Genomic DNA, 25,627 nt, shown 5'->3' with positions numbered 1-25,627 from the left:
GCATCGACGAGATTCAGGATACCGGGGCCGGTTGGAGCAGGTCGGGGCGGCGGTACGGGGCACGGCCGGGCAGTGCCTCGGCGGGCCGCGGAGGCTGCGCCGCGACCGCCTTCTCGATCGCCGCGCGCAGCCGGCCCTCCTCCTCGGCCCGGTCCCGGTACCACGCGGTCCCCCACACCCGGTACAGGTTCCAGCCCAGGTCGCGCAAAACCTCGGCGCGCAGCCGGTCGCGGTCCCGGGCCGCCGGGCAGGCGGCGTACATGGCGCCGTCGCACTCGATGCCGAGCGCGTACACCTCGCCCTGCTGTCCGGGGTGGCAGACGCCCAGGTCGATGCGGTAGCCGGCGGAGCCGATCCGGGGCCGCACCCGGTAGCCCCAGGACTCGACGGTCTCGCGCACCGACGTCTCCAGCGGTCCCTCGGCGCCGGCCACCGCCGGCTCCGCGATGCTGCCGCGCTCCGCGAACTCCAGGTACGCGGCCAGATGCCGGGCGCTCTCGTGGGCGTCCTCGGGGATGTCCCGGGCCCGGATCGAGGTGACGATCTCGACCCGCTGCCGGGCCCGGGTGATCGCCACGTTCAGCCGCCGCCAGCCGTTCGGGCGGGTCAGCGCGCCGAAGTTGGTGCTCATCCGGCCGTGCTCGTCGTACCCGTACCCGATCGAGAAAATCATCACGTCGCGCTCGTCGCCCTGCACCGACTCGAGGCTCTTGACGAAGAAGCCGTGCAGACGGTCGCCGTCCAGCCCCTCCAGCCCGGCCCGCTCCAGGGCCGCCTCGATCGCCTCGGCCTGGGCCACCGAGAACGTGACCACGCCCAGCGACAGGTCCGGCCGGGTGGTGAGGCTGCGCACGATCCGGGCGGCCACCACCTCGGCCTCGATCGGGTTGTCCCGCCCGGCGCCGCGGCGGTAGACGCCGTCGGCCGGGATCAGCTCGACCCCGCTGTCCGGGCCCTCCGCGTTGGCGGCCGGGAAGGTGATCAGCCGGCCCTGGTAGAAGGCCTGGTTGGCGAACGCGATCAGCGCCTCGTGCCGGCTGCGGTAGTGCCAGGACAGACCCAGGCCGGGGAACGCGCCGCACGCCTTGGCGAGCTCCAGGATGGACTGGAAGTCGGTGACGTCGGTGCCGGCCTCCCGCGAGTCCACCGTGGTCTCGAAGAACGAGGTGGGCGGCAACTGCTTGTCGTCGCCGGCCGCGACCAGGGCCGCGCCGCGGTAGATGCAGTTGATCGCGTCGGCCGGGGTCACCTGGGAGGCCTCGTCGAACAGCACCACGTCGAAGGTGAGGTCCGGCGGCAGGTACTGGCTGACCGCGAGCGGCGACATCAGGAAACACGGCTTCATGGCGAGCACCGCGGTGCGGGCGCGCGCGATGAGGTCGCGTACGGCCAAATGTCTTGCCTCTTTCATGCCCTCCCGGCGCAGCAGGCCGGTCTCCTCGGCCGGCAGACCGGCCGCGCGGCGGGCGGTGAGCACCTCGGCGATCCGGCGCGGCGCCGACGCCACCAGGTCGGCGTCGCGCTGCCGGAACTCGTCGACCAGGTGGCTGCGCTCCTCGGCGCGCACCGGGTGCAGCCGTGCGTCGCGGTGCAGGATCTCGTCGGCCCAGGCGCGCAGCAGCGCCCGCTCCAGCGCCGGCCGGATCTGCTCGGCCGGCACCTGCTGGGCGGCGCAGAAGTCGACCGCCATGTCCAGGCCGAACCCGGCCAGTTCGGCGCGGGCGGCCAGGTGGGTGAACCACTCGTCCTGCCCGCTGCTGTCCGCCCGCAGCCCGGCCAGCAGCGCCTCGCCGCGGCCGTAGTCGTCCAGCGCGGCGGCCAGCGCGGGCCGCCGGTTCGCGGCGAATGCGCCGGTCACCGCGTCCCGGGCCTGCTCCCAGGTGGTGACCCGGGCGGTCAGGTCACCGGGCGGGCGGGCGGCGGCCAGCGCGGACGCCTGCGCCGCGGTCAGCGGCCGGTCGGCACCGGTGGCCAGCCGGCGGGCCGCGGCGGCCCACTCGACGGCGGCGGCCGCGGCGGACTCGTCCACGTCGTCGGCGGCGTCCGGCAGCGCCTGCCGGGCGTCCAGCACGGCCTGGCGCAGCGCGGCCAGCCGGCGGGCCGTGGCGAGATCCAGGGCCCGGCCGGTGGCCTCGTCGAACGCGGTGACGTACCCGGCCGCGGCGGTCAGCGGTTCCACGTTGGCGCGCAGCCAGGCGGCGGCCTCCCGCACGTTGCCCTGGGCCAGGTCGGGCCGGGCGCCCGCCTGCCACCGGGCGATCGCGTCCTGCACCGCGGCGGCGGTACGCAGCAGGCCGTCGTCCGGGTGCTCGGCGCAGACGTGCCCGACGACCGCGGGCACGGCCTGCGGCGGGGTCCAGCTCAGCACGTCGTTCGCGACCTGGAGGGCCTCCTGGACGGCCCCGAAGTCGGTGGCCTCACGCCGCCAGTACCGGCCCAGCGCGGCGGCGTGCTCCCGCTCCAGCGCGGCCAGGTCGTGCCGCGCGGCCCGCCAGGCGATCGCCGTGCCCAGGTGGGACACGGCGTCGGCCGGCGACACCGAGGGCAGCGCGAGCGCGGCCACCGTCTCGTAGTCGCGGCGGTACGCGCCGAACAGCTTGCGCCACCCGCGGTGCACCCGGGTGAGCCGGTCGGCGAGCTGCTCCACCGGCTGGTCCACCACCGTCTCCCGGAAGAACCGGCGGGCCTGCCCCTCGGCCGCGGCCAGCGTGTCGAGGCCCCGGCGCAGCGCGGCCGCGGCGGCGGACACCCGGGCCGGCGCGCCGGCCTCGAACCAGGACGCCTCCGGCCGGTGCGGGCGGCGGCCCAGCTCGGCGATCGCCACCGCCCGGGACACGTCGGCGAAGGTGACCGCGGCCGGCAGGGTGAGCGCGTCGGTGACCCGGGCCAGGTCGCGCAGCCGGTCGTCGAGCATGGCGGCGTCGGCGGCGCAGCGGGCGGCCAGGGCGGCGGCCGCCGCGGCGGTCAGCGGCGCCGGGTCGACGGCTTCCGGCCGCAGCTCGGGCGGCTCCACGACCGGCAGGTCGCGCGGCTCGGGCAGCTCGTCCCAGTCCACGCCGGCCGCGTCCCGGCAGGCGGCCCGGCACTGCCGCACCCCGGCCAGCCGGCGGCTGCGGTCGGCCGCCGCCCGGCGCACCGGCTGCAGGGTCGGCGCGGTCAGCCAGTCGTCCGCCACGCCCGCGGGCCGGTTGGCGGCGGCCTCGGCGAGCGCGGCCAGCGGGCCGGCGTCGGACGGGCGGGTGCGGCCGAACGCGGTGGCCAGTCCCGCGTTGCGCCCGGTGGCCCGGGCCAGTTCGCGCAGGGCGTGCTCGGCGCGCTGGAGCCGGCCGTCCAGCGGGTCGCGGTCCTGGACGTCGCGCCAGCCGAAGGCGTCGCCCTGCGCGGCCGGGCGCCAGGAGCGGGCCAGCCGGTCGGCCGCGTCGCGCACCCGGGCCAGCGCGCCGGGGGTGGGCGCCACCGGGTCCGGCGCGGGCGCCACCGGCACCCCGGACAGCCGGGCGCACCGGCCGAGCAGCTCGTGCAGGCTGATGCCGAGCGGCTGGCGGACCTCGTTCATCGCCGCCGCGTACCCGGACAGGCGCTCGCGGACCTCGCGGCTCTCCCCCGCCGGACCGCCGGGCGGCAGGGCCGGCGCCTCGTCGGCCGCGGCGGCCAGCACCCGCGCCACCTCCTTACGGGTGGCCTTGTGGCTGTGCAGTTCGAGCAGCCAGCCGTCCAGACCGGCGGCGGCCAGCCGGTTGCGCACCACCTCGAGGGCGGCGGCCTTCTCCGAGACGAACAGCACCCGCTTACCGGCGGCGAGCAGGCAGCCGATCATGTTGGCGATGGTCTGCGACTTGCCGGTGCCGGGCGGCCCGTCCAGCACGAAGCTGTGTCCCGCGACGGCCGCGGCGATGCAGGCCCGCTGCGAGGCGTCGGCGTCCAGCACCAGCGGGACGTCCTCGGGCGGGGCCAGCCGGTCGATGTCGGCGGGCGCGATCGGGGTGAAGCCGGGTTCGGCGTCCCGGGCGGCCAGCGCGCGGATCAGCGGGTGCGCCAGGATGCGGTCCTCGTTGTCGTGCAGGTCCCGGTACATGGCCTCCTTGTGGAAGCTGAACGTGCTCAGCAGCACGGTCTCGTCGGCGTGCCAGCCGGTCCGGCCGGCGACCGCCGCTCGTACCCGGGTCAGAAATTCCCCGAGATCCAGCGTGACCAGCGAATCCACCGCCGGCAGCTGCACGCCGAGCAGGCGCATCCGCAGCACCAGGGCCGGGTTGACGACCGGGTCGTCGTCGCGGGCCCGCAGCCGGGGCAGGTCGGCCGGCCCCTGCGCGGTCAGTTCGACAGGCAAGAGCAAAATCGGGCTGGTGTACGAGGTGTCGTCCTCATCCTGCCAGTGCAGGGTGCCGATGGACAGGTGCAGCGCGTCCACGCCCCGGTCCAGGAAGTCCTGGCGGCTCTTGCGCATCAGCTTGCGCAGCACCGGCCCGAGCGCCGCCGGGGCGAGGCCGGTCCGGAAGAACTCGCCCTCCCCCGCGAAGCCGTGCTCACCGCCGGACCGCAGTGCCCCGACGATCACCGCCGGCGGCGGCCCCGCGATCTCCACCATCCCGGTCTCGGACCGCCGGAAGTTGATCAGCCGGTTCCCCGCGTCCAGGTTGACCAGGCCGTCGCGCCATGAGCGCAGGGCGGCGCGTACCTCGTCCTCGGGCGTCATGCCCCGATTTAACCTGGTTTTTCAACCTCAGAAGTACGTTTCCTCATCACTCTTGCGGTAGTCCCGGATCTCCCCGAACCGTCCCGAGGCCGCCAGCCGCACCCAGCCCGGGTTGCCGAGGAGGATGCGACCGAGCGCGACCAGGTCGAACTCGCCGTCCTCCCGGCGGGCCGCCAGCTCGGCCAGCCGCGCCGGGTCGTGGTGCAGCCCGACCGACCCGACGGTGATCGTGGGCAGGCCGGTGAGGTGCTTGGCCCAGCCGGCGAGATTGCGCCGGTCGCCGTCGAAGGCCGGCTCCCAGAACCGGCGCTGCGAGGCGTGCAGGACGTCGGCGCCGGCCGTCACGAAGCTGTCCAGGACGGTGGCGAGCTCGGCCGGCGTGTCCGCGATCCGGGCGCCGAAGTCGCGCTCCTTGAACTGCGAGAACCGGACGACCAGCGGCATGCCCGCCGGCATCTCGTGGCGGACCGCGCGGATCACCTCGGCGGGGAACGCGGCCCGGTTCCGCACGGTGCCGCCGTACCGGTCCGTGCGGCGGTTCGACAGCGGCCAGAGGAACTCGTCGAGCAGGTAGCCGTGCGCGGCGTGGATCTCGATCGCGTCGAAGCCGGCCCGCACGGCGGTGCGCGCGCCGCCGGCGTACGCGTTCAGCAGGATTTCGAAGTCCTTGCCTTTCATGCTCATCGGAGTCCAGGCGTCGCGGCCGCGCTCACTGCCCTGATGCCAGAGTTGCGCCGCGATCCGCCCGCCGGCCGCGTGCACCTCGCTGGTGACGAGACGCCAGCCCTGCTCGGCCGGGCCGCGGGTCAGCCGCGGGACGTCGGTCTCGTGGCCGGCACTCGGGTGGTCGACCAGGATGCCCTCGGTGATGATCAGCCCGACGCCACCCTCGGCGCGGCGCCGGTAGTAGGCGGCCACCTCGGCGGTCGGCACCCCGCCCGGCGAGTGATACCGGGTCATCGGCGCCATCGCGAACCGCCCCCGCAGCGGCAGTCCGGCGATCGTCACGGGCTCGAGGAGGCTGGTCAGCGGTGCCATCGTCGCGGTCATGCCGGTACGGTAAAACCTCACACGGATGTCAGGGGCAAGCGTTCTGTGACACGGGAGACATCGATGCGGATCGGGGATCTGTCGGCGGCGACCGGGGCGAGTGCGCGCTCGCTGCGGTATTACGAGGAGCAGGGCCTGCTGGCGAGCGATCGCAGCGCGGGCGGGCAGCGGCACTATCCCGACGATGCTGTGGAGCGGGTGGCGCTGATCCAGTCGCTGCTGAGGGCGGGCCTGAACAGCACGACGATCCACGACGTGATGCCGTGCATCACGGACGAGGCGATCCGGACTCCGTGGCTCGCGGCCCGGTTGCGGGACGAGTTGGCGCGGGTGGAGGAGCAGATCGAGGCGCTGCACCGGACGAGGGAGATTCTGGCCGGCTTGGTGGACGAGTACGCGGTTTCCTGACAATGCCGCTCCGGGCGGTGCACGACCCGCCGCCGTCACATCGCGAGCGTCGGGAATTGCCGCTTCCAGCGAAGACCCGGCCCCACAAGATCCGAACGAAACCGCAGTGTTGTCGAATCCCGGTGCCCGCCGAGCGCCATCCCCCAGGATCGAGACCAAGGACGCCCGCCACCGCGATCTTGTGCAAATCCGGCACCCCACAACACTCAATTCCACACGGTCGAAATAGGGAGCAGGCGCCGCCGCGATCATGTTGACTTCTGGTGCCTGCAGAACGGGACTTCGACAAGATCGCGACGTGGCATTCCGGGAACCGCTGGCGCTGCACGAAGGGGACGACCCCGCGGGCGCTGCGGGATCAGGACATGGCCGGGGACCGGTAGACCGCGCCGACCCGGAAGCCGTCGAGCCACTCGGTCAAGCGGGCCGCCTCAGTGGCCAGCGCCCGGGACTCCGGCCCGGACACCGGCTCCAGCAGCCGCAGCTGGACGACGCCGGACGGGTTCTGGACCCAGCAGCCGACCACCCGGCCGTCCACCCACGCGGTCGTGCCGGCGTTGCCACGGGTGTCGAAGAGCTGGGCGCGATGTGGGCCCAGGTAGAAGTCGCGGCCCTTCCAGCCCATCACGGTCGGGTCGAGGACCGGCAGCAGGGCGGCCCACGGGGGCGGCGAGCGGACCGGGTCCAGGTCGTCCGGCAGCAGCCAGCCGGTTTCGCCGCCGTCCAGGGACACCGGCTCCGCCGCCAGGGTGGCCAGTGCCGCGCGTACGGCTGCCTTGGTGGAGCCCAGCCACCACACGATGTCCTCCTCGGTGCCGGGGCCGAACGTGTGCAGCCAGCGCCGCACTATCTCGCGGTAGCCCTCGTCGGGGGTCAGGGACGGTGGGACGGTGCCCAGCCAGTGCTGCATCAGGGTCCAACGCGGGCGGGCCGTGTGCCAGCCGCCGGTGTTCTCGCCGCGCACTATGTCGGCGGTCAGGCCCAGGTTGTTGAGGACTCGGTAGGCCGGCCACATGTCGGTGGGTGGCTTGTCCAACAGCGGCGCGGCCCGGCGGATCTCCGGAGTGGTGCGGCCACCGCCGGCCAGCGCCGCCAGTACCGCGGCGCGGGCCACGTCCAGCCAGTCCGGGTCGCAGCGCAGCGCGTGGGCTCGTTCGAGGGCGGCGCTCCGGGCGGACGCGCTCGGCCACACGGCCGGCAGCAGGTCGCGCGGGAACACGAACAGCGTGCGCCGCATCGCCAGTTGCTTCACCAGCGCGCGGTCGGTGTAGAGCGCGCGGTCGAGATCGGCGGGCCGGAAGCCGGCGACGCGGGCCCAGCAGGACAGGTAGACCGTGGCCGGCTCGGTGGCGTGCAGGACGGTCATCGCCGTGGTGGCGGCCGCCGGGGTCGGCGCGGGCACCGCCAGCGCGTGCCGGACCGCCAGCCGGGCCCGGCGCTCGTCGTCGGACACGTGACGCACCGCGCAATCGTTGCAGAAAAACCGGAAGCAGCCGAGGATCTCCGGCATGCCACGCCACCCGGTCGCGTCCTGGATGACGGACCTGCGCCGGATGCTGAACGAGTGGGACTTCGCCGGCACCGGCGCGGACGACGAGTACGACTGCCTGGTCGGGCCGCTGCTCGCCGAGCTGGCCGACGGCGCGGACGCGGACGACATCGCCGACTTCCTGGCCGACGAGATCGAGGACCACTACGGCCTCGACCCGGACCACGTGGACGTGCCCGCGTTCGCGGCCCGCGCCGTCGGCTGGTGGGCCGACCGGGCGCCCGCTCTGGACACCGGGTCGTAAGATCCGCCCCGAAGGACCGCGGGGACGGGGGTCGGCGATGCGGGGGCACGTCGGTTGGTGGATGGCGGCGGTAGCCGTGCTCTCGTTCGGCTGCGCGTCCCCGGGGACGGGGACGGGGGCGGCGACTCCGGCGGAGGGCAGCCCGTCGCCATTCCTCCTGCCCACCCCGGCCGGGCCGGGCGACGCCGCGCCCAACCACGCCGACAACAACGCCTGGAAGCAGCGCGCCGAACTGACCGCCGCGCAGAAGCGGGCCGGCGAAAAGCTGGCCGGGCAGCTGAAACCCAGGCTGGAGAAGCTGCGGAAGGCCGGCGACTTCCGGCCCACCGAGACCCGCGAGGTGCTCCTCGATCTGGGCGCCGACCCGGACACGCTGATCGTCACGCCGATGCGGGTGCCGGAGTGGTGGACCGCGAGCACCCCGCCGGAGGGCGCCTTCTTCGCGGTGCAGTCCGCCGAGTTCGGCTGCCTCATCGGAGACGTGCGGCCGGAACGCGTGCTGGTCGAGGTCCGCGGCGCGAACCCGGAGTTCGGCTGCGTCGAGCCGCACACCCATTGACTCCCGGCGATAGCTTGGCGGCATGCGAAAAACTCTGTCCTGGCCGGTGGCTCTGATCGCCACGGTCGCAATCGGACTGACCGTCGCGCCGGTGCCGGCGGCGAGCGCCGCGCCGGTGGCCGCCAGCACCACCACGGAGCGCGACCGCAAGCTGCGGGAGCGGATCGCGCAGCTGCTGCCGGCCAACCACCGGGCCCGGATCGCCGCGCTCGAGGACCGGCTCAACGTCACCGACGGCGACCTGCGGGAGCTCGCCGAAAATGTGATCGACCCGGACGACTACGTCTGCGAGGACACCGAGCTGTTCCGGTGGCTGGACGCCAGCATCGCGGACTGGACCGCCGACGACGTCGAGAACGTCCTGCTCGTGCTCACCCTCAACCTGGTGTTCCTGGACGCCCTGCTGTTCCCCGAGCCGGCCCGGGAGCGGTTCTTCGGCATGGACGGCGAGTACACCGGCAAGCTGCAGCGCTCGTTCCGGACCATGAAGCGGTTCTGGGACATCGACGGCTCCGGCATCGAGCTGGTGCCGGCGCACGGCAGCGTGCTGCTGGACACCGCCCGGATGACCCGGTTGCTGACGCTGGCCCTGGAACTGCCCGAGGCGGAAGCGGCCGAGGTGGCCGCCGCGCTCGCGGTCATCGTCGACCAGCCGCAGTACGACCACGGTGACCACCCGCTGTTCACCTTCAACGCGTTCGCGTACGACTCGCTGGGCGAGGAGATCCCGGGCGTCGGCGTGCCGACCAACAAGGTGCTGATGGGCGACGGCATGCTCGAGGGTTTCCGGGCCATCGGGCTGTCCGACGTGGCGCCGAACGCGGTGCTCGGGCACGAGTACGGGCACCACATCCAGTTCCAGCGCAACCTGTTCGAGTCGCCGCTGACCGGGCCGGAGGCGACCCGCCGCACCGAGCTGATGGCGGACAGCTTCGGCTCCTACTACGTCTCCCACCGCAAGGGCGACAACCTGCGCTGGCACCGTTCGCGCAAGGTGCTCGAGACGTTCTACAACATCGGGGACTGCTTCTTCGAGGACCCGAACCACCACGGCACGCCCAACCAGCGGATGCGCGCCGCCGACTGGGGTGCCGACCTGGCCGTCCGCTCGCGCGGCGTACACCCGACTTTGAAGTTCGCCCGCCTCTTCGAAAAGAAGCTGCCGGTGTTCGTGGCACCGGACGCCGGATAACTACAGCCGGATAGCTACAGATAGTCCGTGCGCTGGAGCCGGGACGTCCGGCGGCGGTACTCGGCCGCCATGCCCGGCCAGTTGGTGACGATCCGGCCGGTGGCGTTGCGGTACCAGCTCTGGCAGCCGGTCCACACGCTGCCGGCCAGCCGCCGCTGGATCTCGGCGTCGTAGGTCGCGGTGAGTTCGGGGCGCACCTCCAGGGCCGCCCCGGACCCCGCGATCCGCCGCACCGCCTGCACCAGATAGGCCGCCTGCGTCTCGTGGAAGTAGAGCACCGAGGTGTTGCCCGTGTTGGTGTTCGGGCCGTAGATCAGGAACAGGTTGGGAAAACCCGGAACAACAAGGCCCAGGTACGCGTACGCGCCGTCGCGCCATCGTTCGGCCAGGGCGACGCCGCCGCGCCCGGTGATGGTCATCGGGGCCAGGAACTCGGTGGCCGCGAAGCCGGTCGCATAGACCAGAACGTCCAGATTGTGATCAGTGCCGTCGGCAGTGCGGACGCCGCCCGCAAAGAGTGAAACGATCTTCTCGGTGACCAGCGAGACGTCCGGGCGGGCCAGCGTCGGCAGCCAGTCGCTGGTGAACAGCACCCGCTTGCAGCCCATCGGCTCGGCCGGGGTGATCCGTTCCCGCAGCCCCCGGTCGCGCACCTGCCAGCGCCGCTGCGCCGTGGAGACCCCGCGCAGGAACGCCCCCGCCGCCCGGCCGCCGATGATCGCGTGCCCGGTCACGATGGTCATCGCCCAGGTGAGGGCCCGGGGCAGCCGCATCAGCGCGGGCACCCGGCGGTAGGCGAGCCTGCGGGCGGCGCCGTAGCGGCGGTTCGGCTTGGGCAGCGTCCACGGGGCGGTGCGCTGGAACACGGTCACGTGCGCGGCCCGGCCCGCGATCGCCGGCACCAGCTGGATGGCGCTGGCCCCGGTGCCGATCACCCCGACCCGGCGGCCCTCGATCGCCAGGTCCGGGTCCCACCGGGCAGTGTGCAGGGCGGTGCCGGCGAACGAGTCCGCACCGGGCAGGCTGGGCATGGCCGGCCGGCTCAGCTGGCCGGCCGCGGGCACCAGCACGTCCGCCACGTATTCGGTGCCGCCGGCGGTGGCCACCCGCCAGACGTTCGACGCGTCGTCCCAGGTCGCGCCGGTGACCTCGGTGCCGAACCGGACCCGGGAAGTGATGCCGTGCCGGTCGGCGGTGCGTTCCGCGTACGCCAGAATCTCCTGGTGCGGCGGGAAGCGCCGGGACCACTCGGGGTTGAGCGCGAACGAGTACGAATAGAGCGGCGCCGGCACGTCGCAGGCGCACCCCGGGTAGACGTTGTCCCTCCACACCCCGCCGACCCGGTCCGCCTTCTCCAGCAGCAGCACGTCGTCGAACCCCGCACGGACCAGCGCGACGGCGGCGGCGATCCCGCCGAGCCCGGCCCCGATGATCACCACGCGCGGGTTCATGCCGCCGAACGTAGCAGCCTATTGGCATTGTGCCAATAGATCAGGATGCCTCCAGCAGCAGGCGCGCGCAGGTGCGCGGATCGTCCGCGAACGGCAGGTGCCCGCAGCCGTTGAGGCGTACGTGCCGGGCGTGCGGCAGCACCTGCCGGGCGCGCTGCGCCTGCCGGATGGGAAGCACCAGGTCACGGTCGCCCCAGGCGATGGTCACCGGCAGCCCGGTCGGCTCCTCGGTGAGCCGCCAGCGCCCCAGCCGGCGGCGGGCCTTGGCGAAACCGGGCGCGGCGATCAGGGCCCGGGCGTCGGCCACGCAGTCGTCCGGCGACAGCTCGGCCGGCTTGCCGTAGAACAGGCCGCACAGCGCGGTCCGGCCCGGCCGGGTGCGCATCAGCGCGGGCAGCGCCGGGCCGAGCGCGGTGCCGCCGGCCCGGGCCGCGGTGACCACCGCCCGGCACCAGGTGGCCTCGGCCCGGGTGAAGAACCCGACCGGCGAGAACGCGACCACCGAGCGGGCCAGGCCGCGCCGGCCGAGTTCGAGCGCGATGCCGCCGCCCAGCGAACTGCCGCCCACCGCGGGCCGCTGCACGCCGATCTCGCGCAGGAAGGCGGCCACCCGGTCGGCCAGGTACGGCACCGAGCCCGAGCCGCCGTCCGGCGGGGTGTCACCGAACCCGGGCAGGTCCAGCGCGATCACCTCGTGCTGTTCGGCGAGCCGGTCGAGCAGCGGCGACCACACCTGCCAGCGACTCCCGATGCCGTGGATCAGCACGATCGGGCTGCCACTGCCGCGGCGGTGGTGGTTCACGGACGCCTCCATTTATCGACACTTATTGACAGCCCGCCAACAACGATGTCACCGTACGCCATGGCGCATGACTTCGACGTCGTCATCATCGGATCCGGCTTCGGCGGCAGCGTGAGCGCGCTGCGCCTGACCGAGAAGGGTTACCGGGTGGCGGTCCTCGAGGCCGGCCGCCGGTTCGCGGACGACGAGTTCGCCCGCACCTCGTGGCGGCTGCGCCGCTATCTCTACGCACCGGCCATCGGTTGTTACGGCATCCTGCGCCTCACCCTGCTCCCCCACGCCATGGTGATGTCCGGCGCCGGGGTGGGCGGCGGGTCACTCGGCTACGCGAACACACTCTACGAGCCGCCCGACGCCTTCTTCAACGATCCACAGTGGTCAATGATCACGGATTGGAAACGCGAGCTCACCGCGGCGTACGACCAAGCCAGGCGGATGCTGGGGGTGACCACCAACCCGGTCGAGACGGCGGCCGACCGGGCCTTGCGCGCGGTCGCCGACGAGATGGGCGTCGGCCACACCTACCGGCCCACGCCGGTGGGCGTGCTCTTCGAACGGGACACCGCGGACCCGTTCTTCGGCGGCGCCGGCCCGGCGCGCAACCCCTGCACGCTGTGCGGCTCCTGCATGACCGGCTGCCGGGTGGGCGCCAAGAACACGCTGACCAAGAACTACCTGCACCTGGCCGAACAGGCGGGCGCCGAGGTCCGCCCGCTCACCACCGTCACCGACGTGCGCCCGCTGGCCGGCGGCGGATTCGCCGTGCGTACCCGCAAAACCGGCGGAATCACCCACCGCAACCTGACCGCCGGCCAGGTCGTCTTCGCCGCCGGTGCCCTAGGCACCCAGCGGTTGCTGTTCCGCCTGCGCGACCGCGGCCGCCTGCCGCGCGTCTCCCCCCGCCTCGGCGAACTCAGCCGCACCAACTCCGAGTCGATCCTCGGCGCCCGGACCCGCCGCCGGGACGCCGACTTCAGCCACGGCGTGGCCATCACCTCCTCGATCCACCCCGATCCGGCCACCCACATCGAGCCGGTCCGCTACGGCCCCGGCAGCAACCTGCTGGCCCTGCTGTCCACCGTGCTGATCGACGACACCGGCGGCCGCTCCCGGCTGCGGGCCGGCCTGCGCGAGCTGATCCGCGACCGCCGCAACCTGCGCCTGCTGGTCAGCCCGCGGCGCTGGTCCGAGCAGACCATCGTGATCCTCGGCATGCAGCCGCTGGACAACTCGATCACCCTGCACACCCGCCGCGGCCTGCTGGGCCGGCGTCTGCGGAGCCGCCCCGGCGTCGGCGAGCCCAACCCGGTCTGGGTGCCGGCCGCCCACGACGTGGCCCGCCGGGTGGCCCGCGAGATCGACGGCGTCCCGCTGGGCGCCGCCACCGAACTGATCGGCCGCCCGGTGACCGGCCACTTCATCGGCGGTTGCGCGATCGGCGCCGACCCGTCCCACGGCGTGATCGACCCGTACCACCGCCTCTACGGCCACCCCGGCCTGCACGTGATCGACGGCGCCGCGGTGGCCGCCAACCTGGGCGTCAACCCGTCCCTGACGATCACCGCCCTGGCCGAGCGGGCGGTCGCGATGTGGCCCAATCACGGCGATCCGGACCCGCGTCCCGCTCTTGGAGACCCGTACCGGCCGGTCGCCGCGGTACTCCCGAACCATCCGGTGGTTCCGCCTTCTGCGCCGGGCGCGCTGCGTCTCTGATTTGGCGGTACGCCCGCCGCCGGCGTGCCTGGAGGCCTGACCGATGTGGTGGGTGGCCCGGCGCCAGCATCGCGCCGAACTGCTGACCGCCGCGGCGCCGCAACACGTCAATCACATATCCATCCTGTCCGGTCTATTACTCCGCACGCCGGTCCGCTCCCGTAACATGACTCGCCGCTCGGCTTCCCTCGACTTACCACTCGCTCCCCGGCCTCGGCCGCGAGTCCTTGGAGGACGAAGGTGTCTAACCTGACCCATAAGTTGCGCGCCGCGCTGCTCGTCGGCGCCCTCGCGATGCTGGCCGGTCTGGCCGCGCCGGCCACGGCCAACGCCGCCGGCTCGTCGGACCCCACCAACGAGGAGGTGCTGAGCTGGGAGCGCACCACCCCGGCCAGCCTCCCGGAGAACTGGACCAAAGCACCCCGGAAGAACGCCAACGACAAGCCCGTCCCGGGCGTCAAGGGCCCGAAGACCCCGCCGGCCCCACCGCGACCACGCACCAAGGCTGGCTCCTTCGCGCTGTGCCCCGGCTGCACCTTCCACGACGGCGGCGTGGACGGGCACACCGGCACCCTGCCGACCGGGTTCTACGCGAACCTGGAGGTGGAGGCGCCGGTCCTGGACACCGCCGCCTCGGACAACTACACGCTGACCGAGATCGCGGTGGAGAAGAGCGTCAACAGCGCACGGCAGATCGTCGAGTGCGGCTGGGCGGTCAACCAGAGCGTCTTCGGCAACACCCAGACGCACCTGTTCGTCAGCGCCTGGGTGAACGGCTCGTTCCTCGGCTGGGGCACCGGCTTCACCGACAACGCCGCCAACACGACCCACAACCACGGCACCGTGCTCAGCACGAACGTGTTCCAGCGCTGCGGCATCCAGTACTTCAACGGCGACTGGTGGGTGTGGTTCGGCACCACCACCGGCGTCGGCGACTGGGTCGGCTACTTCGCCGGCTCGAACTGGACCGGAGCATCACCGACGGTCACCACCTTCACCAACAACGACACCAGCCACGCCGTCGGCCAGGTGAACGCGGACAACGACCCGACCTGCACCGACATGGGCGACGGGGTGATCGGCTCGGCCTCCAGCGGCGCGTACATCGCCTCGACCTCCAACGTCGGCGGCACCACCTCGGCGATGACCTGGTCGGAGAGCCCGGCTTACACCGGATTCGACGTCGCCGGCCTCAGCGCCCGGACCGCCCGGTACGGCGGCCCCGGCTGCTGACCCGGACCTGACGAAAGCAGCGCGGCCGCCGGTCCTCCCCTGGGCCGGCGGCCGCGTCGCTCGTCTGTCCGCGGCCCGGCGAGGCTTCAGCCGGCGGGGGACAACAACTTTTTTGAGTGACGTTCATATTTTGCGATGACGGTCGCTGCGGTCGGATATCGACAGGTGCCGATGATAAGGTCCGACAGTTCGGTCAAGGTCAACTTGTCGCCGCCTGACGCAGCGAAGGGAAGCACACCCCCATGCCTACCTGGAAAGGAGCGCGGCGGGCCGTCCTCGGTGCCGCGCTCGGTCTCGGACTGACCGTCGCGGTCCTGACGAACCTGCCGGCCGCCAGCGCGGCGGTCGGTGACGGATCGCCGTCCGATACGAACATCAGCTTCGTCGGCCGATGGAACACCTCGAACGCCAGCGCCTACGTGCCGTACTGGGCCGGCGCGTACCTGCGGGTCGGCTTCACCGGTAAGACGGTGAAGCTCAAGCAGCGCAACACCATCCAGCTGTGGGCGAGCATCGACGGCAAGCCGTTCACGTCGTTCACCGGCTCGGGCACGATCAACCTGACGCCCACCGCGCTGGCCGCCGGCAACCACACGCTGATCGTCAGCTACCGGCAGGTGGCCGGCTCGTACACCGGCGACGCGGTGTTCCAAGGGCTGGTGCTGGACTCGGGCGCGAGCACGTTCAAGGCGCCGGCCCGCAGCAAGCTGGTCGAGTTCGTCGGTGACTCGATCACCGCGGGCGCGACCAGCAGCCAGCTGGCGGTCACCGACTACGCCTTCGTGACCGGCGAGCGGCTCGGCGTCGACCACACCCAGATCGCGATCGGCGGGATGTGCCTGGCCGAGACGACCGACGGCTGCTGGGCGCACGAGACCCGGTACTGGATGTCGTCCGGCGGGCAGGTCGGCACCGACCAGTGGAACTTCGCCCGCTACCGGGCCGACGCGGTGGTCATCAACCTGGGCACCAACGACCGCAGCCACGGCGTGACCGGTCCCGACTTCCAGGCGAAGTACACCACCTTCCTGCAGAACGTCCGGGCCAAGTTCCCGGCCGCGAAGCTGCTCGCGCTGCGTACCTTCATCGGCCGCTATGCCGCCGAGACGCAGGCGGCGGTGCAGGCGCGCAACGCCGCGGGCGACGCCAACGTGTTCTACATCGACACCACCGGGTGGCTGCCGGCGGACGGCCTGAGCGACTCGGTACACCCGAACGACAAGGGCCACCTGGCGATCTCGGACCGGCTCGGCCCGGTGCTCACCGAAAAGCTGAGCACGACGACACCCCCGACCACCACTCCGACTACAACCCCGACTACAACCCCGACCACGAGCCCGCCGCCCGCGGCGGGCGCCTGCACGGTCACCTACGCCAAGACCGGCGACTGGGGCACCGGCGCCCAGTTCGACGTCACGATCCGCAACACCTCGGCATCCGCCGTCAACGGCTGGACGCTGCGCTGGAGCCTCCCCGCCGGCCAGCTGATCAGCCAGTCCTGGAACGCCACCGCCAGCCAGTCCGGCACCACCGCGTCGGCCGTCAACGCCGCCTGGAACGCCGCGATCCCGGCCGGCGGCTCGGCGAGCTTCGGCCTCATCACCACCGGCAACCAGGGCGGCGCGACCGGTTTCGCCCTCAACGGCACCGCCTGCACGGGAGCGTCCGCATGAACACCACCCGACGGCGTCTCGCCGTGAGCGCCACCGCCGCCCTGGTGGTCCTGGCCGGCATGTTCGGCATCACCACCGCCCGGGCCGCGGCCGCCGGCTGCAGCGTCGACTACAAGATCACCAACCAGTGGACCGGCGGCTTCGGCGCCGACGTCACCATCACCAACCTCGGTGACCCGGTGAGCGCCTGGACCCTCGGCTGGACCCTCGCGTCCGGGCAGGGCATCAGCCAGGCCTGGAACGCGAACGTCACCGTCACCGGCAGCGCGGTGAGCGCCACCAACGCCGGCTGGAACGGCTCGGTCGGCACCGGCGGCAAGGCGGGCTTCGGCTTCAACGGCACCTTCACCGGCAGCAATCCGGTGCCCACGTCGTTCACCCTGAACGGCACCGCCTGCACCGGCGCGGCGGCGACCACCACTCCGCAGACCCCGTCGCCCACCCCGTGCACCGGCCCGAGCACGCCGGCTCCCACCCCGAGCACCCAGCCGGCCGTGAAGATCTGGATGGCCGGCGACTCCACCATGGCCAACGCGAGCGCCTGCCCGATCGGCTGGGGCAACCAGTTCGCGCCGTACTTCAACACCAGCGTCACCGTGCAGAACAGCGCGGTCGGCGGCCGCAGCATCCAGACCTGGCTCTACGAGGGCAACGTCACCAGCACCAAGAACGCGGCCGGCGAGTGCACGCTGAGCTCCACCGCGTACAGCTCCCGCTGGAACGCGATGCTGGACGCGAGCACCGGCATGAAGCCGGGTGACTACCTGTTCATCCAGTTCGGCATCAACGACGGCGACACCAACTGCCCCCGCCACGTCGGCACCGCCCGCTACACCGAGTTGCTGAACGTGATGGCCCAGGCCGCCAAGGCCCGCGGCGCCAAGCCGATCTTCATCACCCCGGTGGCCGCGATCCGGTGCAGCGGCAACTCGGCCGTCGGCAACCGCGGCTTCCTCACCGAGACGAAGAACGCCGCGACCGCCAACGGCGTACCCCTGATCGATCTGCACACCCGCAGCGTCGCGCTCTACAACTCGCTCGGCCTGTGCCCGAACAACGGCGACTACACCACCGGCGCGGTCGGCGCCTTCTTCTGCAACGACCACACCCACTTCGAAGCCGCCGGCGCCCGCCAGATCGCCGGCCTGATCGCCACCGCCCTGCGCGAGCAGAACATCCCGCTGTCCGCCTACCTGAAGTAACCGCCCCGCGGGGGAGCCTCCGTGGCTCCCCCGCGGGCGCTCAGTTCGGACGGAAACGGAACTGCTGGTGGTAGCCGTTGTTGCAGTCGTACTGGACGGCCCAGCCCCACGAGATGTCCAGGCACCTGTTGCTCCATCGGTTGATCAGCTCGTAGTAACCGCCGTCGGTGAGCACCAGCCGCCAGTGCCGGTTCGTGCCGGCGTAGCCGCACGGCTGATGGTTGACGTGCGCCCAGTTGTCCAGCGCGGCACCCTCGACGTCCAGGCACGTGTCGTAGGCGACGGTGCGCACGTAATACCACTGGCTGGCCGGGTAGGTCGGGTAGAGCGCCCACCGCTGGTCGACCTCGGTGCCGCAGGCGGCGGTCCGCGCCTGGCTGCCCTTCGGGATGAACCCGGTGAGGCAGTGTCCGCTGTGCCGCGCGACGATCTGGTGTGTCGCCCACTGCGGGAGCGGCGTGGCAGCAGCGGCGGCGTTCCCGGCCGACAGCAGGGCCACGACGGCGAGCAGGGTCACGCCGATCTGACGGACACTTCGCACAGTTCTCTCCTTTGCAGATGGATTCCGGTTCCGCCCCAGACGAGGGCCAGTCCCGCCGCCTGGACGATCTGGCCGGCGAGATTGCCGGCGGTGAGCACCACGACCGCGGCGACCGGCAGCGTCAGGCTGCCGATCAGCGGCAGGTACCGCAGCGGGGCCGGCCAGACCCGGGCCCGCAGGATCCAGGACAACGGCCTCAAACCACAAAAAGCCTTGGCCGTACGCCCGGCGCCGAGCGCGCCGGTCGACCACGCGGCGGACAGGAAGCCCGCGAGCCCGGCCTGATAGGCGAACCCGCCGAGGATCTCGAGGGTCTCGGTCTGGCCGATCTCGGGACGCGCGACCAGCAGGGTGGTCGCCCAGGTAACAGCGCCGGCGGCAAGGACCAGGCCACCGGCTTTCGTCGTACGTGTCATGGCAGGCACCGCAAAAGAGTGGGCGGCGGCAGCGGCCGGGCGCATCGGCGGCGCCGCCGATCCTCGTCTCGGCGGCACAGCCGATCCGGTGCCGGGAAAACCGCCGTACGTTGATCCGGTGAAGTCACCCGCGGATCTGGCCGCCGCAGCGGCGCTCCTGGTCGTCGGCCTGATCGACGCCGCCATGACGTCGCCGGAGGTCGCCGACCGGGGCCGGCAGGCGCTGCTGACCGTCGCCTACTGCGCGCCGCTGGCGGTGCGGCGGCGCTGGCCCGTGCCGGTGCTGGCCGCCGTGACCGCGGCCGGCCCGCTCACCGTCGTGGTCAACCGGGAGGGCGGGCTGATCACGTACGTCCTCGCCCTGATCGTGGCCGCCTACACGGTGGGACGGCACTGCGGACCGATCGCCACGCTCTGGGGCCCGGCCCTGACCATCGGGCTGAACGGGGCCTTCTACGCCCTGGTGGTGGAGGACAGCGCGTTCTCCGACTACGCGGCCAGCGCGGCGGTGTTCGGCGGGGCGTGGGCGGCCGGCTACGTCATCCGGCAGCGCGAGGCGCACATCGTGCACCTCGCCGACGAGGCCGAGCGGCTGCGGAGGCACCGGGCCGAGGAGGCCGACCGGGCGGTCGGTTCGGAACGCATCCGGATCGCCCGTGAGTTGCACGACATCGTCACCCACCACCTCACCGTGATCAGCCTCAAGACCCAGGCGGCGGTCAACCGGATCGGCAAGGTGGTGTTCTCGCGCACTCTGGACGCGGCGCCGTGGGTGGGACGGCGCCGCCCACGTGCGCTACGCCGTCGGTCGCTGAAGGGCCGCGCGTACCCGCTCGGACAGGGCCGGCCACAACGCCGGAGCCGCACCGATGGTCAGCTCGGTGGAGAATTCCTCGCCGTGACCGCCGAGGACCACGCCGGCCTCCCGGGCGATCAGGGCGCCGGCCGCGATGTCCCAGAGCTTGGTGTCCAGGGCCAGGCCGCCGTCCAGCCGGCCGGCGGCCTGGTACGCCAGGTTGAGCGCGGCCGGCAGCCGGCGGATGTCGCCGGACAGCGGCAGCAGCTCGCGGATCACCCGCCCGGCGCGTTCCTTGGTCTCCGGCCCGGGCTGGAAGCTGACGCCGACCAGCGCCTCGGCCAGCGGCGGCCCGCTCGACGCCGTGATCTTCGCGCCGTTCAGCAGCGCCCCGCCGCCGTCGACGGCGCTGAACGTCTCGTTCGCGACCGGCTCGTGCACGACCGCCATCCGGGCCTGCTCGCCCTGGTAGAGCGCGATGCAGACCGACCACGGGCCGGTGCGGCTGATGTAGTTGCGGGTGCCGTCCAGCGGGTCGACAACCCAGGTCCAGCCACTCGTGCCGGGCCGGCCGTGGCCCTCCTCGGCCTGCACGGCGTCGTCCGGCCACGCGGCCCGGACGGCGTCGACGATGAGGCGCTCACTGGCGATGTCGACGTCGGAGACGACGTCGTTGGCGTGCGCCTTGGTCGCGCCCACGACCAGGGTGTCGCGCCGCTCCAGCTGCAACCGGCCCGCGCATACGGCCAAGCTGGCGGCGAGGTCGCCGGCCGCAAGAAGATCTCGTTCCATCACCCACCGAGGCTAGCCGAGCTCCTCGGCCAGCCCGACGATGAGGCCCTCGGGGCCGCGCAGGTAGCAGAGCCGGTAGAAGTTCTCGAACCGGGCCACCTCGCCGACGAGTTCGGCACCGTGAGTGCGCAGCCGGGCGATGACGTCGTCGAGGTCGTCGACGGCGAACATGACCCGGCGGATGCCCAGCGTGTTGACCGGCGCGTCGGCCGGCTCGCTGCGGACCGCCCGCGGCTGGTGGAACGTCGTCAGCTCGATTTTGCCCTGGCCGTCCGGGGTGCGCAGCATCGCGATCTCCTGCCGGACGTCGCCGATGCCGATGACCTGTTCCACCCAGCGGCCCTCGACCGGGCCCCTGCCCTCCAGTTCCATGCCGAGCTCGACGAAGAACGCGATGACCGCGTCGATGTCCTCGACGACGATGAGAACGTTGTCCATCCGGCGGATCGTCATGCCGGGTCTCCCTCCAGTGGTTGAGCAGCCTTCCACCCGGGAGACGGAGCTGCCGCGCGGTTCTCGACATCCACCACGCCTGGCGGCGGTCAGTGGCGGCGCAGGGTGGCGGCGGGCGAGATCCCGTACGCGGCGCGGTAGGTCGCGACGAACCGGCTCTGGTTGCTGAAGCCCCACCGCATGGCGACCTCGATGACGCTGGTGGTGGCCGGATCGGCGGCGCGCAGGGCCTGGTGCACCGCCTCGAGCCGCACCCGGCGCAGGTAGGCCATCGGCGTGGTGTTCAGGTGACTGCGGAAGGCCAGTTGGATGGCGCGGACGGTCACGAACGCGCTGGCGGCGATGTCGGCGACGGTGATCGTGCGGTGTGCGTTGTCGTCGATGAACGCGATCGCCCGCCGCAGCGCCACCGGGTTGGCGTCGTGCCGGTCCTCGATGGTCGGGTCGGTCAGCCGGTTGTTCGGGAAGACCGCCAGCGCGGTGGCCACCAGCAGCCGGGCCGCGCCGTCGGCGATCAGCGGGTACGCCTCGGCCCGGAGATCGGTGAAGGTGGCCCGGACGAACGCGTGGGTCCGGCCCCAGATCCGGGCGGCCTGCGGCGACACCGGCACGTCGCTGGTGAACCGGACCGGTGCCGGCGTGCGGCCCGGCGCCGTCTCGGCGATCCGGCCGGGCAGGTCCGGGTCGAGGACCGCCGTGGTGAAGTCGGTCCCCTGGCAGACGGCCGTGTACGCGTGGTCGTGCGGCACCGGGATGAAGGCGTCGCCCGGCCCGTAGCCGCGCTCGTGGCAGCCACCCGGGTAGACGACGCTCCCGGCCCGGACGTGGCAGATCACCACCACACCGAGCGGGTTGGCGCGCAGCCCGAAATCAAGGCCGAGATTGATCTGGTCGAGCCGCACGCCCGGCGTGATCGGGGTCAGGTCCAGGCGGAGCCTGGTGTCGCCACGGTCGGCGTCGATGCGGATGCCGCCGCCGTAGCTGTCCCCGAGGATGTGCTCGGCGAGCTCGATCTCCGTAGTCTTGAAGACCTGGCCCACGACGACCCCTATCTGTTGAGGGTTTCGCCGGGTGACACGCCGAACCGGCGACGGTAGGCGAGGACGAACTGGGCCGGGTTGGCCCAGCCCCAGCGGCCGGCGGCGGTTTCCACGGTGAGGCCGCCGCGCGGGTCGGCCGCCGCCAGATCCTGGCGGGCGCGTTCCAGCCGGACCCGGCGCAGGTATCCGGTCACGGTGGTGTCGAGATGACGGTGGAAGGCGTGTTGCAGCCGGCGCGCGCTGAGCCCGGCCGCCACGGCGATCTGCGCCGTCGTGATCGGCTGGTCGGCGTGCGCCTCGATGAACTCCGCGGCGGCGCGGACCGCGGCCGGCGGCACCCAGCCCGCGCCGCGCAGGTAGAACGCGGACATGGCGGTGTTCGGGAACGTCTCCAGCAGCGCCGCGGCCGCAACCCGGGTCATCTCCTGGATCACCAGCGGGTGGATCTCGCTGGCGCCGGAGCCGACCAACTGGTCACAGAGGAACCGCGAGGTGCTGGTGAAGATCTGCTGCTGGTCCGGCGACAGCGGGCCCATCGACTCGAACCGCAGCTCCACGCCCGGCATGTCAGCGTGTTCCGCGGCCAGGTCGGCCACCGCCTCCCAGGGCACCTGCACCATCGCGAAGTCGCAGTCGTCGCCGAAGAACGTGAACGGCTCGTCCGGCGGCACCAGGAACACCTCCCCGGCGGTGAAGGTGTGCGAGTCCCGCCCGGTGGCCAGCTCGCCGCACCCGCGTAGCGCGGCCATCCCGATCGGGCGCCCGTCCGGCGCCGATTCGGTGGTGTGCCACTCCGCACCGGACCAGTTGAGCGCCGCGACGTTGAGCGAGCCCGCCATCGCGGTGCGCATCGTGGCGCTGACCAGCGCCGGATCGGGACACCGGAACCAGGCCCGGTGCGGCACGTAGACCCGGGATATCAGGTCGACGACCGCGTCCATCTCGCGGGTCGCCGTCTCCACCCGCTCGACCGGCACCATCCCGGTGCTCACGCTTTCGCCCGTCATGCGATCTCCCGCGAGTCTCGCGCGACGTCAAACACTCCTACCGCCAGACCCTACTCAGCCGGCGCGCTCGACGCGTCACCCGGAAGAAGGGTTCAGCCGTCCGCGCTGCGCAGCCGGTCGAGGCCGTCGAGCAACAGGTCCACGGTGAACTCGAACTCGGTCTGGCTGTCGCACCAGCCCAGCACCGGATCGGTCGCCGCGTGCATCTCGGCGTGCATCATCGCCATCAGGTGGGGCACCACCGCCGCCATCGCCGCGAGGTCCGCCTCGGCCGACTCGGGTTCCAGGGCGCCGCCGGAGGCCGCCGGGCTGAAGGTCTCCTGGGCGAAACCCAGCGGCAGGCTCCCGAACGCGTGCAGCGCGCGATGCGCCAGCCGGTGCGAGAACCCGGCCCCGGTCAGCGTGCCGACGATGCGGTCGTAGTACGCGTACAGGCCCATTGGGATGGACCGGCGCGTGCCGAGCAGGCCGGGCGCCCACGGATGGCGCAGCATCACCTGGCGGGCGGCCAGGAACTGGCCGCGCAGCGACGCCCGCCAGTCGTCAGCGCCCACCCCGCTCGCCGCGGCGCAGATCTCGGCGACCACCGTCTCGGCCACCCCGTCGAGCAGGGCCTCCTTGGCGGGCAGGTGGTGGTAGAGCGACATCGCCTCCACGTCGAGGATGCCGGCCAGCCGGCGCATGGTCAGCGCGTTGAGCCCGTCCGAGTCGGCCAGGCCGACCGCCGCGGCCAGCACGCGTTCGCGGGTCAGCGGCGGCCGGGACGCCCTGGTTGCCATCCCCACACCTTACAACGTATGGTTCCCTTACAACGTAAGGCTGGAGGAGCCGCCATGCATCCACTGGTCCGCACCGCCCGCATCACCGGGCTGCTCTACCTCGGCCTGGCCGTCTCGGGCGCCCTCGGCTTCCTGATCACCCGCCCCCGCCTGTTCGCCACCGAGCCCGCCGGCACGCTGGCCAACCTCACCGCCCACCCCGCCCTGGCCCGGGCCACCGTCGCCTTCGAACTGCTGACCGTCCTGACCCATGCCCTGGCCGCCGCCTGGTTCTACCGCCTCTTCCATCGCGCCGACCGTTTCGCGGCCGCCGGCGTGGCCGCGTTCGGCCTGGTCAACGCCGTCACCGTCCTGATCAGCACGGCCCTGCTCGGCACCGCCGCCGAGATCGCCCGCGACCCGTACGGCGACGCCGCCTCGACGGTCCAGACGCTCTTCCAGGTCAGCGGTCACCTGTGGACGGCCGGCGCCCTGTTCTTCGGCCTGTGGCTGATCCCGATGGGCTGGTGCGTGCTGCGCTCCGGCTGGATGCCCCGCCAGCTGGGCTGGATCCTAGTGGGCGGCGGTGTCGGCTACGCGCTGAGCACCTTCCTCGGCTACCTGGCCCCGGGCGCGCCGCTGGTCGCCGACCTCCTGGTCATCCCGGCCACCGCCGGCGAGTTCTGGATGATCGGCTACCTGCTGATCCGCGGCGTCCGCAAGCAGGTGCCCGAGGTCGTCCTGGCAACGGGTTGACAAACCCGCACGGCTAACCGTTAGATGTCATAGCTAACGGTTAGGGGGAACCATGCAGCAGGAAGTAGTCCTGGCCATGCTGGCCAAGGAACCCACCCACGGCTATCAACTCCGCGCGCGCCTCCGCGACGCCCTCGGGCCGCTGGGTGAGGACATGAACGCCGGCCACGTCTACGTGACGCTGTCCCGGCTGGAGAAGGCCGGTTTCCTGGCCACCGAAGCCACCGCCGAGCGTTCCGACCGTAAGGTCTACGCGCTGACCGCGGCCGGGCAGCAGCGGGTCGCCGAGTGGATCGCGGACGTCGGCTGGCCGCGGCCGGATCTGGCCGAGTTCCATCTCAAGCTGATCGCCGCGGCGGCCGCGGGGCTCGCCGATCCGGTCACCATCGTGGACACGCAGCGCCGCGAACTGCTGCGCCGGCTGCGGGAGGCGCAGCGCGCCGCGATGGCCGAGCCGGCGCACTCCGACGCGGCACTGCTGCTGGAGGGCATCGTGCTGCGGCTGCAGGCGGACCTGCGCTGGCTGGAGGCGTGCGAACAGAACTGGACCCACCGAAGGAGCGCATCGTGAGCACGCTGAGCGGACGCGGGCTGCGCAAGGAGTACGGCCGGGACGCGGGACTCGTGCGCGCCGTGGACGAGGTCGACGTGGAGATCGCCGCGGGTGAGACCGTCGCCGTGATGGGGCCGAGCGGCTGCGGCAAATCCACCCTGCTGCACCTGCTCGGCGGGCTCGACCGGCCCAGCGGCGGCGAGGTGTGGCTGTCCGGCCGGCGCATCGACAACGCCGGCGAAAAGGCGCTGGCGCGGCTGCGGCGTACCGAAATCGGGTTTGTCTTTCAGGCCTTTCACCTGATGGAGGAGCTGACCGCGATCGAGAACGTGGAACTCTCGGCCCTCCTCGCCGGGCGCTCGCCACGGGCCGCCCGGCGCCGCGCCGTGGAACTGCTGGAGCGGGTCGGGCTGGGCGAGCGGGCCGGTTTCCTGCCCTCGGCATTGTCCGGCGGGCAACGGCAGCGGGTCGCCGTGGCACGCGCGCTGGTCAACGAGCCGACCGTGGTGCTGGCCGACGAGCCGACCGGAAACCTGGACAGTGCCGCCACGCTGGACGTGCTGAACCTGTTCGAGAGCCTGCACCAGGCCGGGCAGACGCTGGTCATCGTCACCCACGACGCCCGGATCGCGGCCACCGCCGACCGGCTGATCTCGATGCGGGACGGCGTGCTGGTGGACGAGACCCGGCTCTCCGGCGGCACCTCGGGCCGGCTCGGCGCGCTCGCCGGACTGGAGGACTGA

At 72.6% G+C, this 25,627-nt stretch carries 23 protein-coding genes and 1 pseudogene; 12 read left to right on the top strand and 12 right to left on the bottom strand.

All coding sequences use genetic code 11. The features are described from left to right. Positions 1–13: 13 nt before the first annotated feature. Positions 14–4,696: a PDDEXK-like endonuclease domain-containing protein gene (locus Ari01nite_RS40810; protein ID WP_203788816.1), complete on the bottom strand. Its 4,683-nt coding sequence runs from the start codon at positions 4,694–4,696 to the stop codon at positions 14–16. A 27-nt stretch (positions 4,697–4,723) separates the two neighbouring features. Further along, on the bottom strand, positions 4,724–5,746 hold the full coding sequence (locus Ari01nite_RS40805) for an oxidoreductase (RefSeq protein WP_203788814.1): 1,023 nt from the start codon (positions 5,744–5,746) through the stop codon (positions 4,724–4,726). Positions 5,747–5,809: 63 nt separating this feature from the next. Between Ari01nite_RS40805 and Ari01nite_RS40800 the strand changes: the two genes are divergently transcribed. Continuing rightward, positions 5,810–6,154, top strand: a complete 345-nt coding sequence (locus Ari01nite_RS40800; protein WP_203788812.1) for a MerR family transcriptional regulator — start codon at positions 5,810–5,812, stop codon at positions 6,152–6,154. A 358-nt stretch (positions 6,155–6,512) separates the two neighbouring features. Here Ari01nite_RS40800 and Ari01nite_RS40795 read toward each other — a convergent pair whose 3' ends face one another. Then, on the bottom strand, positions 6,513–7,616 hold the full coding sequence (locus tag Ari01nite_RS40795; protein WP_239163446.1) for a winged helix DNA-binding domain-containing protein: 1,104 nt from the start codon (positions 7,614–7,616) through the stop codon (positions 6,513–6,515). A 46-nt stretch (positions 7,617–7,662) separates the two neighbouring features. Between Ari01nite_RS40795 and Ari01nite_RS40790 the strand changes: the two genes are divergently transcribed. The 3 genes from Ari01nite_RS40790 to Ari01nite_RS40780 all read left to right on the top strand — a co-directional run bounded on the left by Ari01nite_RS40790 (position 7,663) and on the right by Ari01nite_RS40780 (position 9,698). Beyond that, positions 7,663–7,947 (top strand): hypothetical protein, encoded by a 285-nt coding sequence (locus Ari01nite_RS40790; protein WP_203788810.1) that lies wholly within the window; start codon positions 7,663–7,665, stop codon positions 7,945–7,947. 61 nt (positions 7,948–8,008) lie between these two features. Continuing rightward, positions 8,009–8,506 carry a hypothetical protein gene (locus Ari01nite_RS40785; protein WP_239163445.1) on the top strand — a complete coding sequence of 166 codons (498 nt, stop codon included), beginning with the start codon at positions 8,009–8,011 and terminating at the stop codon, positions 8,504–8,506. A gap of 22 nt (positions 8,507–8,528) precedes the next feature. Continuing rightward, positions 8,529–9,698 carry a hypothetical protein gene (locus tag Ari01nite_RS40780; protein WP_203788806.1) on the top strand — a complete coding sequence of 390 codons (1,170 nt, stop codon included), beginning with the start codon at positions 8,529–8,531 and terminating at the stop codon, positions 9,696–9,698. A gap of 14 nt (positions 9,699–9,712) precedes the next feature. Here the strand turns inward: Ari01nite_RS40780 and Ari01nite_RS40775 are convergent, their stop codons facing one another. Both Ari01nite_RS40775 and Ari01nite_RS40770 read right to left on the bottom strand, forming a co-directional pair. Next, positions 9,713–11,149, bottom strand: coding sequence for a flavin-containing monooxygenase (locus tag Ari01nite_RS40775; RefSeq protein WP_203788804.1), 1,437 nt, complete (start codon positions 11,147–11,149; stop codon positions 9,713–9,715). A gap of 40 nt (positions 11,150–11,189) precedes the next feature. Beyond that, positions 11,190–11,951: an alpha/beta fold hydrolase gene (locus Ari01nite_RS40770; protein ID WP_203788802.1), complete on the bottom strand. Its 762-nt coding sequence runs from the start codon at positions 11,949–11,951 to the stop codon at positions 11,190–11,192. A 60-nt stretch (positions 11,952–12,011) separates the two neighbouring features. Between Ari01nite_RS40770 and Ari01nite_RS40765 the strand changes: the two genes are divergently transcribed. The 4 genes from Ari01nite_RS40765 (at position 12,012) to Ari01nite_RS40750 (ending at position 17,772) form a co-directional block, all read left to right on the top strand. Then, complete coding sequence (locus tag Ari01nite_RS40765; protein ID WP_203788800.1) at positions 12,012–13,664, top strand: FAD-dependent oxidoreductase; 1,653 nt, start codon at positions 12,012–12,014, stop codon at positions 13,662–13,664. 240 nt (positions 13,665–13,904) lie between these two features. Beyond that, complete coding sequence (locus Ari01nite_RS40760; RefSeq protein ID WP_203788798.1) at positions 13,905–14,897, top strand: neprosin family prolyl endopeptidase; 993 nt, start codon at positions 13,905–13,907, stop codon at positions 14,895–14,897. 242 nt (positions 14,898–15,139) lie between these two features. Further along, on the top strand, positions 15,140–16,570 hold the full coding sequence (locus Ari01nite_RS40755) for a cellulose binding domain-containing protein (RefSeq protein ID WP_203788796.1): 1,431 nt from the start codon (positions 15,140–15,142) through the stop codon (positions 16,568–16,570). Next, the gene (locus Ari01nite_RS40750) at positions 16,567–17,772 is read left to right on the top strand and encodes a cellulose binding domain-containing protein (RefSeq protein WP_239163444.1); all 1,206 of its coding nucleotides are present in this window, start codon (positions 16,567–16,569) and stop codon (positions 17,770–17,772) included. Before Ari01nite_RS40755 ends, Ari01nite_RS40750 begins: the two co-directional genes overlap by 4 nt. 40 nt (positions 17,773–17,812) lie before the next feature. On the opposite strand, the gene Ari01nite_RS40745 is transcribed toward Ari01nite_RS40750, so the two are convergent. Both Ari01nite_RS40745 and Ari01nite_RS40740 read right to left on the bottom strand, forming a co-directional pair. Then, positions 17,813–18,313, bottom strand: coding sequence for an RICIN domain-containing protein (locus Ari01nite_RS40745; RefSeq protein ID WP_203788794.1), 501 nt, complete (start codon positions 18,311–18,313; stop codon positions 17,813–17,815). After that, on the bottom strand, positions 18,286–18,729 hold the full coding sequence (locus Ari01nite_RS40740) for a hypothetical protein (protein ID WP_203788792.1): 444 nt from the start codon (positions 18,727–18,729) through the stop codon (positions 18,286–18,288). Before Ari01nite_RS40740 ends, Ari01nite_RS40745 begins: the two co-directional genes overlap by 28 nt. Between Ari01nite_RS40740 and Ari01nite_RS51740 the strand changes: the two are divergent. Beyond that, positions 18,728–19,447 (top strand): annotated as a pseudogene (locus Ari01nite_RS51740) (DUF7134 domain-containing protein); the annotation flags it as partial. The gene Ari01nite_RS40740 and the pseudogene Ari01nite_RS51740 sit on opposite strands and share 2 nt — an antisense overlap. Positions 19,448–19,525: 78 nt before the next feature. On the opposite strand, the gene Ari01nite_RS40730 reads toward Ari01nite_RS51740, so the two are convergent. From Ari01nite_RS40730 to Ari01nite_RS40710, 5 genes are all read right to left on the bottom strand, one after another. Then, a complete protein-coding gene (locus tag Ari01nite_RS40730; RefSeq protein WP_239163452.1) occupies positions 19,526–20,317 on the bottom strand; it encodes an inositol monophosphatase family protein in 792 nt (263 codons plus the stop codon). A gap of 12 nt (positions 20,318–20,329) precedes the next feature. Continuing rightward, positions 20,330–20,770 (bottom strand): VOC family protein, encoded by a 441-nt coding sequence (locus Ari01nite_RS40725; protein ID WP_203788788.1) that lies wholly within the window; start codon positions 20,768–20,770, stop codon positions 20,330–20,332. A gap of 89 nt (positions 20,771–20,859) precedes the next feature. After that, on the bottom strand, positions 20,860–21,810 hold the full coding sequence (locus Ari01nite_RS40720) for a helix-turn-helix transcriptional regulator (protein ID WP_203788787.1): 951 nt from the start codon (positions 21,808–21,810) through the stop codon (positions 20,860–20,862). 8 nt (positions 21,811–21,818) lie between these two features. Continuing rightward, positions 21,819–22,817: an AraC family transcriptional regulator gene (locus Ari01nite_RS40715; protein ID WP_203788785.1), complete on the bottom strand. Its 999-nt coding sequence runs from the start codon at positions 22,815–22,817 to the stop codon at positions 21,819–21,821. Between the two features lie 92 nt (positions 22,818–22,909). After that, the gene (locus Ari01nite_RS40710; RefSeq protein WP_203788783.1) at positions 22,910–23,596 is read right to left on the bottom strand and encodes a TetR/AcrR family transcriptional regulator C-terminal domain-containing protein; all 687 of its coding nucleotides are present in this window, start codon (positions 23,594–23,596) and stop codon (positions 22,910–22,912) included. A 54-nt stretch (positions 23,597–23,650) separates the two neighbouring features. On the opposite strand from Ari01nite_RS40710, the gene Ari01nite_RS40705 reads away from it, so the two are divergent. The 3 genes from Ari01nite_RS40705 to Ari01nite_RS40695 are packed head-to-tail and all read left to right on the top strand — an operon-like array spanning position 23,651 to position 25,627. Then, positions 23,651–24,331 (top strand): DUF4386 domain-containing protein, encoded by a 681-nt coding sequence (locus tag Ari01nite_RS40705; protein ID WP_203788781.1) that lies wholly within the window; start codon positions 23,651–23,653, stop codon positions 24,329–24,331. 52 nt (positions 24,332–24,383) lie between these two features. Further along, entirely contained in the window at positions 24,384–24,902 is a 519-nt protein-coding gene (locus Ari01nite_RS40700) for a PadR family transcriptional regulator (protein WP_203788779.1), read from the top strand. After that, the gene (locus Ari01nite_RS40695) at positions 24,899–25,627 is read left to right on the top strand and encodes an ABC transporter ATP-binding protein (RefSeq protein WP_239163443.1); all 729 of its coding nucleotides are present in this window, start codon (positions 24,899–24,901) and stop codon (positions 25,625–25,627) included. The genes Ari01nite_RS40700 and Ari01nite_RS40695 overlap by 4 nt, the downstream gene beginning before the upstream one ends.

This window comes from Paractinoplanes rishiriensis (assembly GCF_016862375.1).
Taxonomy (GTDB): Bacteria; Actinomycetota; Actinomycetes; order Mycobacteriales; family Micromonosporaceae; genus Actinoplanes; species Actinoplanes rishiriensis.
Note: the sequence above shows the minus strand (reverse complement) of the source record. Positions and strands in the feature narration are given on the sequence as shown.